This window comes from Saccharopolyspora sp. NPDC000995 (genome assembly GCF_053599315.1).
The window spans coordinates 95,242-114,308 of the sequence record NZ_JBSFLZ010000006.1 but is presented as its reverse complement, the minus strand read 5'-3'; the positions used below and the strand labels follow the sequence as shown (position 1 = coordinate 114,308).

General features: G+C 66.3%; 3 protein-coding genes. 2 read left to right on the top strand and 1 reads right to left on the bottom strand.

The window, feature by feature from the left end:
- Positions 1-283, top strand: a 283-nt coding sequence (locus ACWDKQ_RS04150; protein WP_450137284.1) for a transposase family protein, incomplete at its 5' end; no start/stop codon positions are given.
- A gap of 632 nt (positions 284-915) precedes the next feature.
- Entirely contained in the window at positions 916-2,151 is a 1,236-nt protein-coding gene (locus ACWDKQ_RS04145) for an IS630 family transposase (protein ID WP_450137283.1), read from the top strand.
- A gap of 116 nt (positions 2,152-2,267) precedes the next feature.
- Here the strand turns inward: ACWDKQ_RS04145 and ACWDKQ_RS04140 are convergent, their stop codons facing one another.
- Positions 2,268-19,043: an SDR family NAD(P)-dependent oxidoreductase gene (locus ACWDKQ_RS04140; protein ID WP_450137282.1), complete on the bottom strand. Its 16,776-nt coding sequence runs from the start codon at positions 19,041-19,043 to the stop codon at positions 2,268-2,270.
- Positions 19,044-19,067: the final 24 nt, after the last annotated feature.

Genomic DNA, 19,067 nt, shown 5'->3' with positions numbered 1-19,067 from the left:
GACCAGCGATGACCTGCCCGTCCTGGGCGATTTAGGCTACGAAGGCGAATCCGGCACCATCACCGTCGCCTTCAAGAAACCGAAAGGCGGCGAACTCACCGACGACCAGAAAGCCCACAACAAGACCCACAACGGCAAACGAGCCATCGGGGAACGCGGAAACTCCATGCTCAAAACGACCTTCAAAGCACTCCGCAACATAAGCCTGTGCCCCCGGAAAATCGGCACCATCGTCAAAGCCGCCCTCGTCATCCTTCACACCGAACACGACCGCACAACATGATCACCCACAGCGACCAATCGTTACCCGGAAAGGCTCACTGGCTTGCGGTTCAGCCGCTCACCAAGCTCCTCTCGCCACCCCATCAACCCCAGGGCGGCAGTATCGGGGCGCGCCTTCTCCCCTTCCACGTAGGAGCCGCAGACCAGGCTCACGCCGCCTTTATGCCGGGCACCGCCTGGCCAGTAAGCGGGTATCCGCCAGGCTCGTCCCGAGGTCCTTTGTCCACCTCGGTTTTGATGCCATCCTCATAGGTTTCGACACGTCAACAGCTACGACGCCACGTCTTCCTGGTCCCCACCTGACGCCTCTAGAGGGCGCCTTTTCCACCTCGCTCACCACAACAGGCTTCAACTAATGCAGCAGGTGGCGGTTTGAAGCCCTCCCCCGCAGGACGGCTCCGAAGAGCCAACACTCCTTCATCGCCTACGCAGCAACACATCAAGAAGCCCTGCCTACACCAGCTCCTCTCCGCGCTAAGGACACACACAAAGCCCTACTAGTGTCCCGCGTCGGAAATTAGTGGTTTAGTTTGGTATGATATGCGGGTGGCGGGTTCTGATGTTGAGTTCGCGTTGAGTGATGACGAGCGTGATCAGCTCCATCGATGGTCTCGGGGGTCGTCGCGGTTGGCGGTGCGGGCGCGGATTGTGTTGCGCTGCGCGGAATCCGGGGTGGTGTACGAGCAGGTCGCCGCTGATCTGGGTGTGACCGCGATGACCGTGGGTAAGTGGCGTAAGCGGTTTGCCGAGGCGAGGCTGGATGGGTTGGTCGACCGGCAACGGTCGGGACGCCACAAGGCTGATCTGGTGCTCACCGATGAGGAGCGAGAGCAGCTGACGCGGTGGTCACGGCGGGCAAAGTCGTCCCAGGCGTTGGCGTTGCGGTCGCGGATCGTGCTGGCCTGCGCCCAGCCAGGCGTGATGAACAAACAGGTCGCGGCCGATCTGCGCATCGCTGTGAACACGGTGAACAAGTGGCGCCGACGGTTCGTGGCCAAGCGTCTGGAAGGACTGGTGGACGAGTCGCGGCCAGGGCGCCCGCCGTCGATCCTGCTGGACACAGTGGAGGAGGTGATCACGGCAACACTGGAAGAAACGCCAAAGAACGCCACGCATTGGTCCCGGGCGTCGATGGCCGCCCGCAGCGGCCTGTCGAAGTCCACCATCGGGCGCATCTGGCGAAAGTTCGAACTCAAACCGCACCTCGCCGACGGGTTCAAGCTGTCCAGTGACCCGTTGTTCGTGGAGAAGGTCGTCGATGTTGTTGGCCTGTACCACAATCCGCCGGAGAAGGCGGTGGTGTTGTGTGTGGATGAGAAATCCGGGATGCAAGCCCTGGACCGATCACAACCGGTGTTGCCGATGATGCCCGGCATGCCCGAGCTACGCAGTCATGATTACATCCGGCACGGGGTGAGTAGCCTGTTCGCCGCGTTCAACATCGCCGACGGCACCGTGATCTCCGCGATCCACCGCAAGCATCGCGCCGTGGAGTTCAAGAAGTTCCTCGCCCGCATCGACAAAGCCGTCCCAGCCGAGCTGGACGTACACCTGGTCTGCGACAACCTCGCTACCCACAAGACCCCGGCCATCAACGACTGGCTGGCCAAACATCCGCGCTTCAAGCTGCACTTCACCCCCACTGGCTCTTCGTGGATCAACCAGGTGGAGCGTTGGTTCGCCTTCCTCACCGACCAGCTCCTGCGCCGCGGCGTCCATAAAAGCGTTGCGGCGCTGGAAAAAGACGTCCGCGAGTGGATCACAAACTGGAACGCCGACCCCAAACCCTTCGCCTGGACCAAGACCGCAGACGAGATCCTCAACTCACTACACAAATATATCTCACGAATTTCCGGCGCGACACGCTAGGGGGCCGTAGCCGTTCGCTGCGCATCGAGCGCCATCAAGATCGGCGAGCCTGGACCACAGAAGGCGGCACCGCCGGGGTGGCCGGTGCCGCCCACAGGGTCCTAAAAGGACGCCCGTCAACGTTCCCGAGCGGAGCGCTGGTTGAGTTTCTCAAGCCAACTCGCGATTGCCTGTGCGGTGGCCCCGGCGTGCTCGTCCATCATCGAGAAGTGGTCGCCCGGCACCTGGGCCGTGGCATCCGCGAGAGTCCACCCCGGCCGCCAGGAGTCGTCTGTCCACGGCCGCCCTTCAGGGTCTGCGACGCAGTCTTCGGTCCGCACGAACAGCGTCGGAGCACCGATCGGCGTCGGAGTCCACTCGGTGAACATCCGGAAGTACCCGCCCATCGCGGTGATACCGACGTCCTGCATGTCCGTGAAAGTCGCGAGCTTCTCATACGTCCGGTGGGCCATCGCCACGGAGAACCTCGGCGTGATCTCACCGGGGATGTAGGTGTCCAGCAGTACGACCCCGGCCGGGAGGACCCCGCGACGCTCCAGCTCACCGGCTACCTCGTGTGCCAGCCAGCCCCCGGAGGAATGCCCGACCAGCACGAACGAGCCCCCGGCGAATTCCTGCAGCACCGCCTCCGCCTGCGTCCGAACCGCCACTTCGATGGCGGACGGCAGCGGTTCTCCCGCAATGAATCCAGGCATCGGGATCACCGAAACGTTCCGCACATCGCGGAAGCCGGCGGCGATCCGCGCGTACTGCTGCGCGGGCGGCATCCCGATCAGTGCCGGCATGCACACCAAGGCAGGCTCTTCGGGACCGCGGGAAAGCTGGACGGGTTTCGGCAGGGATTCCAGCTCGCCAGGCGAACCGAACACCGGTCGCAACTGGGCAGCGACCTTCACCAAATCCATCCCGTCAAGTATCCGGCCAGCCGCATACGCCTGTTGGAAGAGTGACCTCACGGGCTCTGTGGAGTCGTCGTTGTCGTCGGTTCGCCTCGGTGCCGGCGCGGTCGCGGTCGCGGTGCCCAGCTGCGCGCACACGTGCCAGGCGAGTGCCGCCGCAGTGCCGTGATCGAAGGCCAGCGTTGCGGGAAGCCGCAGTCCGGTGGCGGTAGCGAGGCGGTTGCGAAGTTCGATGGCTGTCAACGAGTCGAAACCCAGCTCGGCCAAAGGCTTCTCGATGTCCACGTCGCTCGACCTGCCGTGCCCCAGTACCACCGCGATTTCGGCGCGGACGCGCTGGAGCACTTGCTCCCGACGTTCGTCCTCCGACAATCCGGCCAGCCGTTCGTGCAACGGCTCAACCCTGGAAGTGAACGAAGTGCGGCGGCTTGGCCCCATTGCCATGCCATGCAGCATCTCCGGAATCTCGGCCTGCGCGGATCGGGCCTGCACACGCAGTGCTTCGACATCCAATCGCACCGGCGCCAGCAACGGTTCGTCCGAGCGAACGGCAGCGTCGAACAAGGCCAGCCCTCCCGGTGCCGAAAGCGGGGCAATGCCCGCCCGCGACAGCCGCTCCACATCTGCCGCAGCGAGGTCGCCCGCCATTCCATCGATACTCGCCCACAGCCCGGAGGCCAGCGACAGCGCGGGCAGCCCCTGGGCCTGCCGGCAATGAGCCAAGGAATTCAGGAAAGCGTTGCCGGCAGCGTAATTGCTCTGCCCCGCGCCGCCGAGCAGGCCCGCGACCGAGGAGAACAACACGAACGCCGACAGACCGAGTTCCCGAGTCAGCTCGTGCAGGTACCACGCGGCATCCACTTTGGGCCGCAACACCGCGTCCAAGCGCTCCGGTGACATCGACATCAGCACACCGTCATCCAGCACACCGGCGGCGTGCACCACCACCCTCAACGGGTTTTCCGCAGGCACCGACGCCACCAGCCGCGCAAGCGAGTCCCGATCTGCCGAGTCGCACGCGACGACCGCGACATCGGCGCCGGCCTGCTCCAGCTCGGCCACCAGCTCGTCCGCTCCTGGCGCCGCCAGACCGCGACGACTTGCGAGCAACAGGTGCCGCACACCGTGGGCGCTGACCAGATGGCGTGCGAGCAGGGCCCCGAGCCCGCCGGTTCCGCCGGTGACCAGCACGGTGCCCTCATCCCACCTGAACGCTTCGCCGCCACTCACCTTCACCTGGCCGAGGCGAGGCGCCAGCACAACTCCCGACCGCACCGCGAGCTGCGCTTCTCCTGCAGTCAGCGCTTCGGCGAGTGCCGTCTGCGAAGCTTGCTCGTCGTCCACATCGATCAAGGCGAATCGGTCCGGGTGCTCCGCTTGCGCGCTGCGGACCAAGCCCCACAGCGGCGCGTGTACCAGGTCGAGCACGTCTTCTCCAGCAACTGCGGAGACCGCCCGATGCGTCAGCAGGACCAGGCGCGTACAGACGAACCGGTCATCGGCAAGCCATTGCTGCAGCATCGCCATCGCCTGTTGCGTCGCCCTTCGCGCGGCGGTCGGCAGCTCCTGCATCGCCTGGGGGCGCGGGCACGGGACGATGACCGCGCCAGGAGCTGAACCCCGCTTGGCAACCTCGGTGGCCAACGAAGCAAGGTCCGCATGGGACTCGACCTGGACACCAGTGGTCTTCAGGGCAGCGTGCAACTCCGGTTCGTCCAAACCGACCACCGCGCAGGAGGTCAGAGACATCTGCGCCGATCCAGCCGACCTTATCCACTCGACGTGCAGCAGCCGCTCTTGATCGCCGCGACCGGCACCGATCTGGTCGGTGGAGACCGGTCGCGTCGAAAGCGATTCCACCGCAGCGACTCGTCGCCCTGTGGCATCCACCAACGTCAATGAGACTGCACCGGAACCCAGCGGCGAGAGCCGTACCCGAAGCGCTGCTCCTCCAGCGCGGTACAGCTGGGCGCCACGCCAGGAAAACGGCAGCCGAGCTTCCGAGTCGGGCGAAGCACCAAGCGCCATCGCGTGCAGTGCAGCGTCCAGCAGCGCCGGGTGGATGCCGAAACCCGTGGCGTCTGGTGACCCGGCCAATTCGGCGAAGATATCGTCGCCGTGCCGCCATGCGGCGCGGAGCCCTTGGAATACCGGACCGTAGGTCAAGCCGCGCTCGGCGAGGCGCTCGTAGAACTCCGCCAGATCGACCTGCCGGGCGCCGTCCGGCGGCCATGCCGTCGAATCCGCCGGCGGCACCGCACTGGCCTGGGCCAACAGCCCGGACGCAATCCGCCGCCAGTCGCCGTCTTCATCAACGCCTCGGGAATAGAGCTGCAAACTGCGCCGGCCGGCCTCGTCCGGAGCCCCCACCGCCAACTGCACCGCCGCAGCACCCCGCTCCGGCAAGACCAGCGGTGCCTCCAAGGTGAGCTCCTCAACACGTTCACAACCGACCTGGCTACCGGCCCGCCACGCCATCTCCAGCAACGCGGTGCCGGGGACGACGACTTGGCCCAGCACGCGGTGTTCCGCCAGCCACAGATGCGTCCCCACCGACAGCCTGCCGGTCAGCAGCACCTCATCGCCGCCCGCGACCGGCACCACGGCACCCAACAGCGGATGCTCCGCCCCGGTCAGGCCAACCCCGGTCACATCACCGGAATCCGGTGGCTCCAGCCAGTACCGCTGTCGTTGAAAGGCATACGTGGGAAGTTCGACTTGCTTTGCCCCCGTACCAGCAAAAAACGACCCCCAGTCCACCGCGTCACCACGAGTGTGGATCTGCGCCAAAGCGGCCAGCACCGTTCGAACCTCATCACGGTCCTTCCGCACCAACGGAATCCCCGTCGCCCGCCCGGCCTCCGCCACACACTCATGAACCAAGCTCGACAACGCCCCGTCCGGACCGAGTTCCACAATCGTGTCGACGCCCTGGTCCACAAGCGCCTGGATACCGTCGGCGAAGCGGACGGGCTCTCGCACCTGGCGCACCCAATACTCCGGCGTAGCCATCACGCCCACGTCATCGAGGTTTCCGGTCAGCGTCGAGACAATCGGCAGTCCTGGAGACCGGTAGTCCACGCGCCGGGCAATCTCGGCGAACTCCGCCAGCATCGGATCCATCCGATGCGAATGAAACGCATGCGAAACGCGCAACCACCTCGACCGGATCCCGTGCCCGTCCAGCCGACCGGCAATGTCATCGAGCACATCCCGGTCACCGGAGAGCACCACTGACCCCGGAGCATTAACCGCCGCGACACCAACACGATCCCGCACCCCATCCAGCAGCGGGCCGACTCGGGCCTCGGTCGCGGACACCGCCAGCATGGCACCGCCAGAAGGCAACGCCTGCATCAACCGCGCACGACCCGCCACCAGCCGAGCCGCCTCCGCCATCGACAGCACACCTGCGGCGAACGCCGCGGCTAGCTCCCCGACCGAATGCCCCAGCACTACGCTGGGCTGAACACCCCACGAACCCAACAACTCCCAGAGACCGACCTGCAACGCGAACAAACCCGACTGCGCCCACAAAGTCCGATCCAGAAGGGACTCGTCGGAGCCGAACACCACATCCCGAACCCCGACTTCCTTCCCCAGATTCGCATCGAGCTCGGCGCACGCTTCGTCGAAAGCACCGGCGAACGCCGGAAACGCCGAATACAACCGGCGGCCCATCCCCAACCACTGACCGCCTTGACCCGCGAACACAAACCCGGTCCGGCCACCAATCCCGACAGGTCCCGTAACCACACCAGCAGCGTCATGACCGGCAGCCAGTGCATTCAGGCCAGACAACAACGTGTCACGATCCGACCCCAGCACCACCGCCCGCTCATCCAGCGCCGAGCGGTTTACCGCAAGCGAATACCCGACGTCCAGAGCGGAAACATCGGTACTTTTGTCCAAGTAGGACACCAACGTTTCCGCCTGGGCGGATCGCGCTTCGGGTGTTTTGCCCGACACCACCCACGGCACCACCGGAACATCCAGAACAGGACTCGAATCCGGCTCCGCTGCCTGATCCATCTCCCCCGTGAACTGTTCCAGGATGACGTGCGCGTTGGTGCCGCTGATCCCGAACGACGACACCCCCACCCGGCAGGGGCGACCACTGTCGGGCCAGGGCGTGTTCTCCGTCAGCAGCTGGACGCTCCCCGCCGACCAATCCACCTGCGAGGAGGGTGCATCCACGTGCAGCGTGCGCGGAAGTTGCCCGTGCCGCATCGCCATCACCATCTTGATCACACCGGCAACACCCGCCGCCGCCTGCGTATGTCCGATGTTGGACTTCACCGACCCCAACCACAACGGCCGACCAGGATCACGATCACGCCCATACGTAGCAATCAGAGCCTGCGCCTCAATCGGATCACCCAACCTGGTCCCGGTCCCATGCGCCTCCACGGCATCCACATCGGACACCGACAGACCCGCACTCGCCAACGCTTGCTGGATGACCCGCTGCTGCGACGGACCGTTCGGCGCGGTCAAGCCATTCGACGCACCATCCTGATTCACCGCCGACCCACGAACCACCGCCAACACCGGATGCCCATTCCGCCGAGCATCCGACAACCGCTCCAACAACACCAAACCAGCACCCTCACCCCAACCGGTACCGTCCGCGCTCTCCGCGAACGACTTGCACCGCCCATCCCGTGCCAGGCCCCGCTGACGGGAAAACTCCACAAACGTCGCGGGCGTCGACATCACCGTCACACCACCGGCAAGGGCGAGATCGCATTCGCCGGAACGCAACGACTGACCCGCCAAATGCAATGCCACCAACGACGACGAACACGCCGTATCCACCGTCACCGCAGGACCCTCGAAACCAAACGAGTACGCAATCCGGCCCGACGCGACACTCCCAGCACTGCCATTGCCGAGATACCCCTCGAAACCTTCCGGGGCTCGGCTGGCGAACCGGGCACCATAGTCGTGGTACATCAGGCCCGCGAATACACCGGTCCGACTCCCCCTCAGCAACCCCGGATCGATCCCCGCCCGTTCAATGGCCTCCCAGGACAGCTCCAGCAGCAGCCGTTGCTGCGGATCCATCGCCAACGCCTCGCGCGGGGAAATCCCGAAGAAACCCGCATCGAATCGGTCGGCGTCGGTGAGGAAGGCCCCTTCCCGCACGTAGGTCTTCCCAGTCCGTTCCGGGTCCGGATCGAACAAGCCCGCCAGATCCCAGCCGCGATCGGCTGGGAAGTCCGCGACCGCATCCACGCCCCCGGCCACCAAACGCCAGAGCTCCTCCGGCGAGGATACCTGACCGGGAAAACGGCATCCCATCCCGACTATCGCGACGAGATCGTCTTCGGCGACCGGTGCCCTGGTCGTCGTCACCGGCGGTGGCGTCGTCGCGATCTCGTCTGCCAGTTCCTGGTGCAGGAACCGGGCCAGCGCCCTCGGCGTCGGATAGTCGAACACCGCAGTCGCCGGCAATCGCACCCCCAGTACCCCGGCAAGGCGGTTCCGCAACTCCACACCAGACAACGAATCAAAGCCCAGATCCCGGAATGCGCGCTCGACCCCGACGTCAGCCGCGCTCGAATACCCAAGCGCGGCTGCGGCGTGCTCCCGCACCACCCCGAGCAGGGTGCCCTCGTCCGCGAGCTCGGTTCCGCTACCTCGCCTATTAGGACGGATGGTGGGTACCAGTGCCGTCAACAACGCAGGCAGCGAGCCCGACCGCGCCTGCTCGGCCAGGAAGGTCCTGTCCAACTTCGCCGGAACTACCGCTGCTCGGTCCAGCGCCAGCCCGGCATCGAACAGCCGCAATCCCTCCTTGGTGGACAACGGCGGGTTAGCGCGCGCGATCCTGCTCCGGTCGACCTCGCTGAGCGTCTCCGTCATCCCGCTCGGCTGCTCCCACAGGCCCCAGGCCAGCGACACCGCAGGCAGTCCCTGTGCCCGCCGGTAATGCGCCAATGCGTCCAGGAACACATTCGCCGCCGCATAATTGCCCTGCCCAGGAGCGCCGACCACACCGGAAAGCGAGGAGAACAACGCGAAGAACGACAGGTCGATATCACGAGTCAGCTCGTGCAGATTCCACGCTCCCGCCGCCTTCGGGCCGAACACCGCTCCCACGTCCTCCGGTGACAACGACTCGATCACCCCGTCGGCCAGCGCCCCCGCAGCATGCACCACGCCGCACAACGGAAATTCCGCCGGGACCGCCGCCAGCAACGACTCCAGATCAGCACGATCCGCGACGTCGCACGCCACCACGTCGACCACGGCACCGAGGCCCTTCAGCTCACCCACCAACTCGGTGATCCCAGGAGCATCCCAGCCACGACGGCCCGTCAACACCAATCGGCGGACACCGCGTTCGGTCACCAGGTGGCGGGCAACCGCGCCCCCCAACAGGCCCGTGCCGCCCGAAATCAGCACGGTTCGGTTGGGATCCGCCACAACCGCGGGCACATCGATCTGCCCGGCGACCGAAGCTAAGCGGGGCGCTCGCACCGCGCCCTTCCGCAGGGTCAACTGCGGTTCCATCGAGCCCAGCGCACTCGGCAATGCATGCCACGATTCGGCGGTTCCGTCGACGTCCGCCAGCACAAACTGGCCCGGGTTCTCCACCTGCGCTGCACGCAACAACCCCCACAACGGCGCATGCGCCAGCTCTGATGCACCGTCACTCGGAGCCGTCGTCACCGCTGCACACGTCACCACCACCAGACGTGCCTCGGCCAACCGCGGCTCAGCCAACCACGCTTGGAGCAGAGCCAATGTCTCCTGGGTCTCCGCAAGCGCGGCTGCGCCGGTGTCGGGATCCGCCGGTTCTCCGGCGCAATAGACCACGACATCAGGAACCAGCGCGCTGGAATCAAGTTCCTCGGCGAGCTCCGCCAGACTCGCGCAGCGAACGGCGGAATCCGTTGCGAGCTTGATGAGATCGTCTTTACCGCAGGCAGTATCACCAAGCAAGGCCCAGCGACGCGGTTCCGTCGGCTGCGTCGCCACCGGCTCCCAGGTCACCTCGAACAGCGCGTCGCGGACAGCGTCCCGATTCGCCAGCTGTCCCGGCGACACGCTTCGGAGCTTGAGGGAATCGATCGAGGCGAGCAACCGCCCACGCTCATCCATCACGGCCACCGATATCGCGTCGGGTCGCCTGGTCTCCAGCCGCACCCTGCTGATCGTCCCTGCCGGAGCGGAAAGTTCGACGCCGGTGAATGAGAACGGCAGCCACGCGCCACCTTGCTCCGGGCGGTCGCCGAGCGCGGACGCCTGCAGCGCGGCATCCAGCAACGCTGGGTCGAGCAGGAATCCCGACGCCATCGCATCGGCCTCTGCCAGCGGGGCGATTTCGGCGAGAACCTCGTCACCACGACGCCATGCCGCCTGAAGCCCCTGGAACAGCGGCCCGTACTCGAACCCGTTTCCGGCCAGAGCGACGTAGAACTCATCGAGAGTAATCGACTCGGCACCCTCAGTCGACCAATCAGGAACCGCCCTACCACCGGTAGTGCCGACGACGAGTTCGCCGGTGGCGTGCCGCGTCCAACCCCCACCTCCTGACCCACCGGCCGGGCGGGAATACAGCGACACCCTTCGCCGACCGCCTAGGTCGGGTGCGTTAACCAGCAGCTGGATTTCGATGGCGTCGTTCATCCGCGCACGTTCTTCCACAGTTTCAATTGAAACTGTGGTCCCCCCCGCAGGGCCACGACTACCGGTGCCCCCCGCGCGGTCGGGCACGACCAGCGGTGTTTCCAGGGTGAGCTCTTCCACCCGGTCACAGCCGAGACGCGCCCCTGCGTGCAGGGCCATCTCCAGGATGGCGGTGCCGGGGACGACGACCTCGCCCAGCACGCGATGCTGGGCCAGCCACGGATGCGTCCCCACCGACAACCGGCCGGTCAGCACCGTCCCATCACCATCGGCCAGCGCAACCACGGCCCCCAGCAACGGATGCTCCGCCGCAGCCAGGCCGATACCCGTCACATCGCCGGAATCCGATGGCTCCAGCCAGTACCGCTGCCGCTGGAAGGCATACGTCGGCAACTCGACCCGTCGAGCCCCGGTGCCGGCGAAATACGCCGACCATTCGACCGGAACGCCACGCGTGTGCGCCCGCGCCACCGCGGCGACGATAGTTTCGGTTTCCGCGCGGTCTTTACGCAGCATTGGAATCGGCATGGCCTGATCAGCCGACGAATGACAATCGGGAATCAGAGCCGACAGCGTCGCGTCGGGGCCGAGTTCGAAGATCGTGGCGACCCCTTGCTGCGCGAGCACCTGGACGCCGTCGGCGAAGCGGACGGGCTCTCGAACCTGACGCACCCAATACTCCGGCGTAGCCATCACACCTGCGGTGTCGAGCTCACCCGTCAACGTCGACACGACCGGTAGGTCGCAACGCCGGTAGTCCACGCTGCGTGCGATTTCGGCGAACTCCTGCAACATCGGGTCCATCCGATACGAATGAAACGCATGCGAAACGCGCAACAACCGCCACCGAAGCCCTTGCCCATCCAGCCCGCCGGCGATGTCCTCAAGCACCTCCCGATCGCCGGAAAGCACCACCGACTCAGGAGCGTTGACCGCGGCGATCCCCGCACGATCACCCCGATCCGCCAACAACGGCCGCAGCTGCTCCTCGTCAGCAGCCACCGCCAACATGGCACCGCCAGAAGGCAACGCCTGCATCAACCGGGCACGACCCGCCACCATCCGAGCCGCATCCGGCAACGACAACACGCCCGCCGCAACCGCCGCCGCCAACTCGCCGACCGAATGGCCCAGCACCACGCCCGGCCGGACACCCCACGAACCCAGCAGGCTCAGCAAACCAACCTGCAACGCGAACAAACCCGACTGGGCCCACAGCGTCCGATCCAACAAGGACGCGTCGGAACCAAACACCACATCCCGGACCCCCACGTCCTGACCCAGATGCGCGTCCAGTCCGGCACATGCTTCATCAAACGCGTCAGCGAACACCGGAAACACCGAGTAGAGCCCCCGGCCCATCCCCAACCGCTGTCCGCCCTGACCGGCGAACACGAACCCAACCCCGCCAGAGACCGGGGATCCCGACACCACCCGAGAAGCCTCGCGGCCGGAAGCCAGCGCTTCCAACCCGGACAACAACGTTTCACGGTCCGCTCCCAGCACCACCGCCCGCTCCTCCAACGCGGCCCGGGAAGAAGCCAACGAAAACGCCGCGTCCAGCGATGAAATATCGCCATTCTCATCCAAATAGGACATCAACGCGCTCGCCTGAGCGCTGAGCGCTGCCGGTGTTCTCCCCGACACGATCAACGGGACCGCTGGAGTGTCCACGGTCGATTCCGCATCGGGCCCGCTCTTGTCCGTAGTCTCCGCTGGTGTTTTCGAGGCTTGTTCGAGGATGACATGTGCGTTGGTGCCGCTGATCCCGAACGACGACACCCCCACCCGACGAGGATGGCTGTTGTCGGGCCAGGGCGTGCTCTCCGTGAGGAGCTGGACCTCCCCCGCCGACCAATCCACTTCCGCCGTAGGTTCATCCACATGCAACGTGGCGGGCAGCTGCCCGTGCCGCATCGCCATCACCATCTTGATCACACCAGCGACACCCGCCGCCGCCTGCGTATGACCAATATTCGACTTCACCGACCCCAACCACAACGGCCGATCCCTATCCCGCCCCTGCCCGTAAGTGGCAATCAGAGCCTGCGCCTCAATCGGATCACCAAGCCTGGTTCCAGTCCCATGCGCCTCCACAGCGTCCACATCAGCCACCGACAAACCCGCACTCGCCAATGCCTGCGTGATCACCCGCTGCTGTGAGGGCCCATTTGGCGCCGTCAAACCATTCGACGCACCATCCTGATTCACCGCGCTACCCCGCACGACCGCCAGAACCGCGTGCCCGTTGCGCCGGGCATCCGACAGCCGCTCCAACAACACCAGGCCCGCGCCTTCTCCCCAACCGGTGCCATCCGCTGCCGCCGCAAACGACTTGCACCGCCCATCCGCCGCCAAGCCCCGTTGACGCGAAAACTCCACGAACATTCCCGGCGTGGCCATCACCGTCACACCACCCGCAAGAGCCAGATCACACTCACCAGACCGCAGTGCTTGACCCGCCAGGTGCAGCGCCACCAACGACGACGAACACGCCGTATCCACCGTCACCGCAGGACCCTCGAAACCAAACGAATACGCAACCCGACCCGAAAACACGCCTCCCGCGCTGCCATTACCTAGATAACCCTCGAAACCCTCTGGCGCCCTCGTGATGAACCGCGCGCCGTAGTCGTGGTGCATCAGCCCCGCGAACACGCCGGTCCGACTCCCCCGCAGCGAAAGCGGATCAATCCCCGCCCGCTCCACGGTTTCCCAAGCGACCTCCAGCAGCAACCGCTGCTGCGGATCCATCGCCAACGCCTCACGCGGGGAAATCCCGAAGAAACCGGCGTCGAACTCTGCCGCATCTCGCAGGAAGCCACCCTCACACACATACGAGGTCCCAAGACGATCGGGATCCGGATCGAACAACCCCGCCTGATCCCAGCCACGATCGTCCGGGAACTCCGCCACCGCATCCAAGCCCCCGGCCACCAAACGCCAAAGCTCCTCCGGCGAGGACACCCCACCCGGATAACGACAGCCCATTCCCACGATCACAACGGGATCGTCAGCAGTCGCCACCGCCACAGCCGCCGGTGCGGAAGTCGGTGCCTCCACGCCACCAATCAGTTTGTTGAGCAAGAACCGAACCAACGCCCGCGGTGTCGGATAGTCGAACACCGCAGTAGCCGGCAACCGAACGCCCAGCACCCCGCCAAGCCGGTTCCGAAACTCCACACCGGACAACGAATCAAAACCCAAATCCCGGAAAGCACGATCGGCCCCAACCTCGACCGCACCCGAATGCCCCAGCACAGCCGAAACATGCTCGCGCACCAAACCCAACAGCTGGGTTTCCTGATCCAGGTCCGGAAGCCTCCGCAGCCGACCGACCAGACCGTTGACATCCGCCGACTCGTTGACCGCGCTCCGCCGCACGGGCGCTGGAGCCAGGTCGCGCAACAACGCAGGCACCCCGCCGTCGGCCGCATCAGCGCGCAGGGCGTTCAGATCGACGTGGACCGGAACCAGAAGCGATTCGCCAGGAACGCGAAACGCCATCTCGAACAGCCGCAACCCGTCCGGCGCGGACATCGGCGGATTAATGCGCGCAATGCGGCTGCGGCCCGCCGCATCGAGCGCTCCGGTCATCCCGCTGGGCTGCTCCCACAAGCCCCAAGCCAGCGACACGGCAGGCAGCCCCGCCGTCCGCCGGTGCTGAGCCAGGCCGTCCAGGAACGCGTTCGCCGCCGCGTAGTTTCCCTGACCCGCAGCCCCCGCCACGCCGGAGAACGAGGAGAAGAGCACGAAGAACGAGAGATCCAGATCACGGGTCAGCTCGTGCAGGTGCCACGCACCGGCGACCTTCGGCCCGAACACCTTTGCCACGTGCTCTGGTGTCAGCGACTCGACGACCCCGTCGGCAAGTGCCCCGGCCGCATGCACCACTCCGCGCAGCGGGAACTCTGCCGAGATCGTCGTCAGCAGCCGGTCCAACTGGGCCCGATCCCCGACATCGCAGCTCGCCACCTCGACCGCAGCTCCCAGGCCCACCAGCTCATCCACCAGGTCGGTGACCCCGGGGGCGCTCCAGCCGCGTCGCCCCGCCAGCACCAGGCGGCGGACACCGCGCTCCGTAACCAAATGCCGGGCAACCAACCCGCCCAGCAAGCCCGTACCGCCGGAAAGCAACACCGTCCCATCCGCACCAAGCACTGGGATCCGGCTGTCCTCGGCGGCAACACATCGTGCCAGGCGAGGCACCCGGACTTCACCGGCGCGCAACGCCAGCTGCGGTTCTCCGGAACGCACGGCCGCCGCGAGCGCACGCCATGACTCGGCGGTTTCGTCCACATCGACCAACGCGAATCGATCCGGGTTCTCCGACTGCGCTGAACGCAACAAACCCCACGACGCAGCATGCACCAGGTCGGAAACACCCTCGGCGGGACCTGTCGACACCGCACCACACGTCACCACCACCAGGCGAGATCCGGCGAATCGCTGCGCCGCCAACCAATTCTGGATCAGGTCAAGCACGCGTTGTGTTGCCGCACGTGCCTCGGAAGCAACGTCCAAGTCCTGGCGAGACGCACCGCATGGCACCACCACGACGTCCGGGGGCGGGTCAGCCAACCCGGTCAGGTCGGGGTGGAGTTCCGTGCCAAGTGCCGAGCCGCAGGCTCGGGCGAGTTCGTCATTGCCGATCACTGCCCAGGAGACCGGCTTGGCAGCGCCGGGCGAGATTCGCTTCCAGTCGACCCGGAACAGGGACTCGTGTTCCATCGCACGGGCCGCTGCCAACTGCTTGTCCGGAATCTGGCGCAGCACCAGCGAATCGATGGAGAGCACGGCTTGGCCAGTCGCGTCGGTCGTGAACACCGACACCGCATTCGCGCCCGCCGGAACGAGATGCACCCGAAGCGAAAGTGCGCCCGTCGCTTTGAGGGACACACCTTGCAACGCGAACGGGAGCCATCCCTCGTCCGGATCCTCTTCGGCTGCGCCCAGCGCCTGCAGTGCCGCGTCCAGCAGAGCAGGGTGGACTCCGAACCTGGCGGCGTTTTCGCGATGTGCGGTGGGCAGACCGACCTCGGCGAAGATCTCGTCTCCGCGCTTCCAAACCGCCTGCAACCCCTGGAACGCCGGACCGAAATCGAAGCCCCGCTCAGCTGCGCGCGCGTAGAAGCTGTCCAGTGGAACCGCGACAGCATCGTTCGGCGGCCAAATCCCATCGCGGCCCTGGCCGGCGTCTGGGTGATCGCTGGAGGTCAACGTACCGGTCGCGTGGCAGGTCCACGAGTCCTGCGGCACGTCGTTGTCCCGACAGGAATGCACGCGGACCGAGCGGCGCCCGGCCTCGTCCGGACCGCCAACCGCGATCTGCACCTGCACCGCACCGGTCGCGGGCAAAACCAGCGGAGTCGTCAGCGACAACTCCTCGATCAGATCGCACCCGACCTGGTCCGTGGCGCGTATCAGCATTTCCACGAAGGCGGTTCCGGGCAGCAGGATCGCCCCGCGGACAACGTGGTCGGCCAACCAGGGCTGGGTCTTGACCGACAGCTTGCCGGTCAGCAGGAACCCGCCCGCATCGGCCAGCGTCACCGCAGCCCCGAGCAGGGGATGCTCGACGGAGCGCAAGCCCACCGAACCGAGATCGCCCGCGTCGTACTCGGCGGACTCCAACCAGTACCGCTGCCGCTGGAACGGGTATGTCGGCAGCGGCACGCGTCGGGCTCCGGTGTTGGGGAATGCCTGTTCCCAATTCACCGGCAGCCCGCGCACCTGGCACTCGGCCAGCGAAGTCAGCCAGCGCCGAGAGCCGCCCTCGCCACGCCGCAGCGAACCGACCACCACCCCGCCCGCGTCCGCGGCTTCCAGGGTTTCCTGGATTCCGGCGGTGAGCAGCGGGTGCGGGCTCACCTCAACGAAGAACCGATAGCCCTGATCTGCCATCCGGGCGACGGTCTTCTGGAAGCGGACGGGCTGCCGTAGGTTCTGGTACCAGTAGTCGGCGTCGAGTCGGCCGGTGTCCGTCCGCTCGCCGGTGACCGTCGAGTAGAAAGCGATCTCAGCAGGTTCGGACCCGACTTCGCCCAGCCGGTCCAGAAGCCGGCCCTGGACCTGCGCGATCTGCGCCGAATGCGAGGCGTAATCAATTCCCACCCGCCGGGTCTGCACGTTTTCCGCGGTCAGTTCGGTCTGCAGACGCTCCAGAGCCGACGGTTCGCCGGAAACGACAGTGGAGCCGGGTCCGTTGACCGCCGCAACGGTAAGCTCCGGCAGGGCTGCGATTCGCTTCACCACCGCGCTTTCCGGCAAGGCGATCGCGAGCATGCCTCCCTTCCCGGTCAGCGCCGACACAGCATTGCAGCGGGCAGCGATGATGCGCACCGCATCAGTCAAAGACAAAGCCCCCGCCACATGGGCGGCGGCGATCTCGCCCTGGGAATGACCGACCACCGCGGCGGGCTTCACTCCGCACGAACGCCACAGTTCGGCCAGCGACACCATCATGGCGAACAGCGCGAACTGAATCACGTCGTCGCGATCCAGCGCGGGTGCATCGGGATCACCGCGAAGGACGCCGAGCAGCGACCAGTCCACGTAAGGGGCCGTAGCCCCCGCGCATTCCTCCAGCTTCCGCCGGAACACCGGCGAGGATTCGGACAGTTCCCTCGCCATCCCCTGCCAATGCGAGCCCTGGCCGGGGAACACGAACGCGACCTTTCCCTTGCAGTCGGCCGCGCCTTGCACCACGTTGGCAGCCGGAACGCCCGCAGCCAACGCCGTCAGTCCGGAGACGAAGGAGTCCCGATCGCCGGCAACCACGACAGCCCGGTGCTCCATCGCAGCGCGACCGGTGGCCAGCGAGTACCCGACGTCCCCCAGTCCCGGCTCCGGGTGCTCGGTCACTGCGGAGAGCAACTCGGCAGCCTGCTCGCGCAATGCCGTCTCCGTCTTGCTGGACAGCGGCCAGGGAAATGCCCCGGTCGGCTCGGTACTGCCCGAGACCGGCTCGTCGGATACTTCCTCGACGATCAGGTGTGCGTTGGTACCGCTCATGCCGAACGAGGACACCCCCGCTCGGCGCGGCCTGCCGGGATCCGGCCAGTCAACGCTGTCCGTGAGCAGCCGCACCGCGCCCGCCGACCAGTCCACGTGCCGCGAGGGCTGGTCGATGTGCAGGCTGCGGGGCATCTCCCGGTGCCTGATGGCCATGACCGACTTGATCACCCCGGCCACACCGGCGGCAGCCTGGGTGTGGCCGATGTTCGACTTGAGGGAACCCAGCAGCAGCGGGTGATCCGCCGACCGGTTCGCCCCATAGGTGGTGATCAGGGCCTGCGCCTCGATCGGGTCGCCCAAGGTAGTGCCCGTGCCGTGCGCCTCGACCACATCGACCTCGGCGGGCGACAACCCGGCGTTCGCCAGAGCTTGGCGGATCACTCGCTGCTGTGCGGGGCCGCTGGGCGCGGTCAGGCCGTTGGACGTCCCGTCCTGGTTGATCGCGGAACCGACCACCGCCGCCAGCACCGGGTGGCCGTTTCGCCGTGCGTCCGACAGCCGTTCCAGCAGCAGCATTCCGGCGCCCTCGCCCCAGCCAGTGCCGTCGGCGGCATCCGCGAAGGGCTTGCACCGGCCATCCGAGGCGAGTGCGCGTTGCCGGCTGAACTCGACGAAGGCTCCCGGCGTGGCCATCACCGAAATGCCACCGGCCAGGGCCAGGTCGCATTCGCCCAGCCGCAGGGACTGGCAGGCCAGGTGCAGCGCCACCAGGGACGACGAGCAGGCGGTGTCCACGGTGACCGCCGGGCCCTCCAACCCGAAGGTGTAAGCCACCCGGCCGGATGCGACGCTGCCCGCGTTCCCGGTGGCGAAGTAACCCTCGAACTCCGCGGGGGTTTTGCTGAACCGCGACGCGTAGTCGTGGTAGATCAGGCCCGCGAACACACCGGTCTTGGTACCCCGCAATGAAAACGGGTCGATGCCGGCGCGCTCGAACACCTCCCACGAGATCTCCAGCAGCAACCGCTGTTGCGGGTCCATCGCCTGTGCCTCGCGCGGACTGATCCCGAAGAGCCCTGCATCGAAGTCCGCGACCCCGCGCAGGAAACCACCCTCGCGGACGTAGGAGGTCCCGGCTCGGCCCGGATCAGGATCGAACAGCTCGTCCAGATTCCAACCACGGTCTTCGGGGAAGTTCGCGATCGCGTCTCCTCCGTCGACGACCAGTCGCCACAGCTCCTCCGGAGTGGAGACGCCACCGGGATAACGACATCCCATCGACACGATCGCGATGGGGTCGTGCTCCTGGCGCTCCAACTCGTGCAGGCGTTCGTGCGCCTCTTCCAGTTCGACGACGACACGCTTGAGGTACTCGCGGAGCTTTTCTTCATTGGCCATCGAAATACACCGTTCCAGTAATCA

Coding starts and splice junctions, on each gene's coding strand:
- ACWDKQ_RS04140 (WP_450137282.1), bottom strand. CDS start 19,043: ATGGCCAATGAAGAAAAGCTCCGCGAGTACCTCAAGCGTGTCGTCGTC.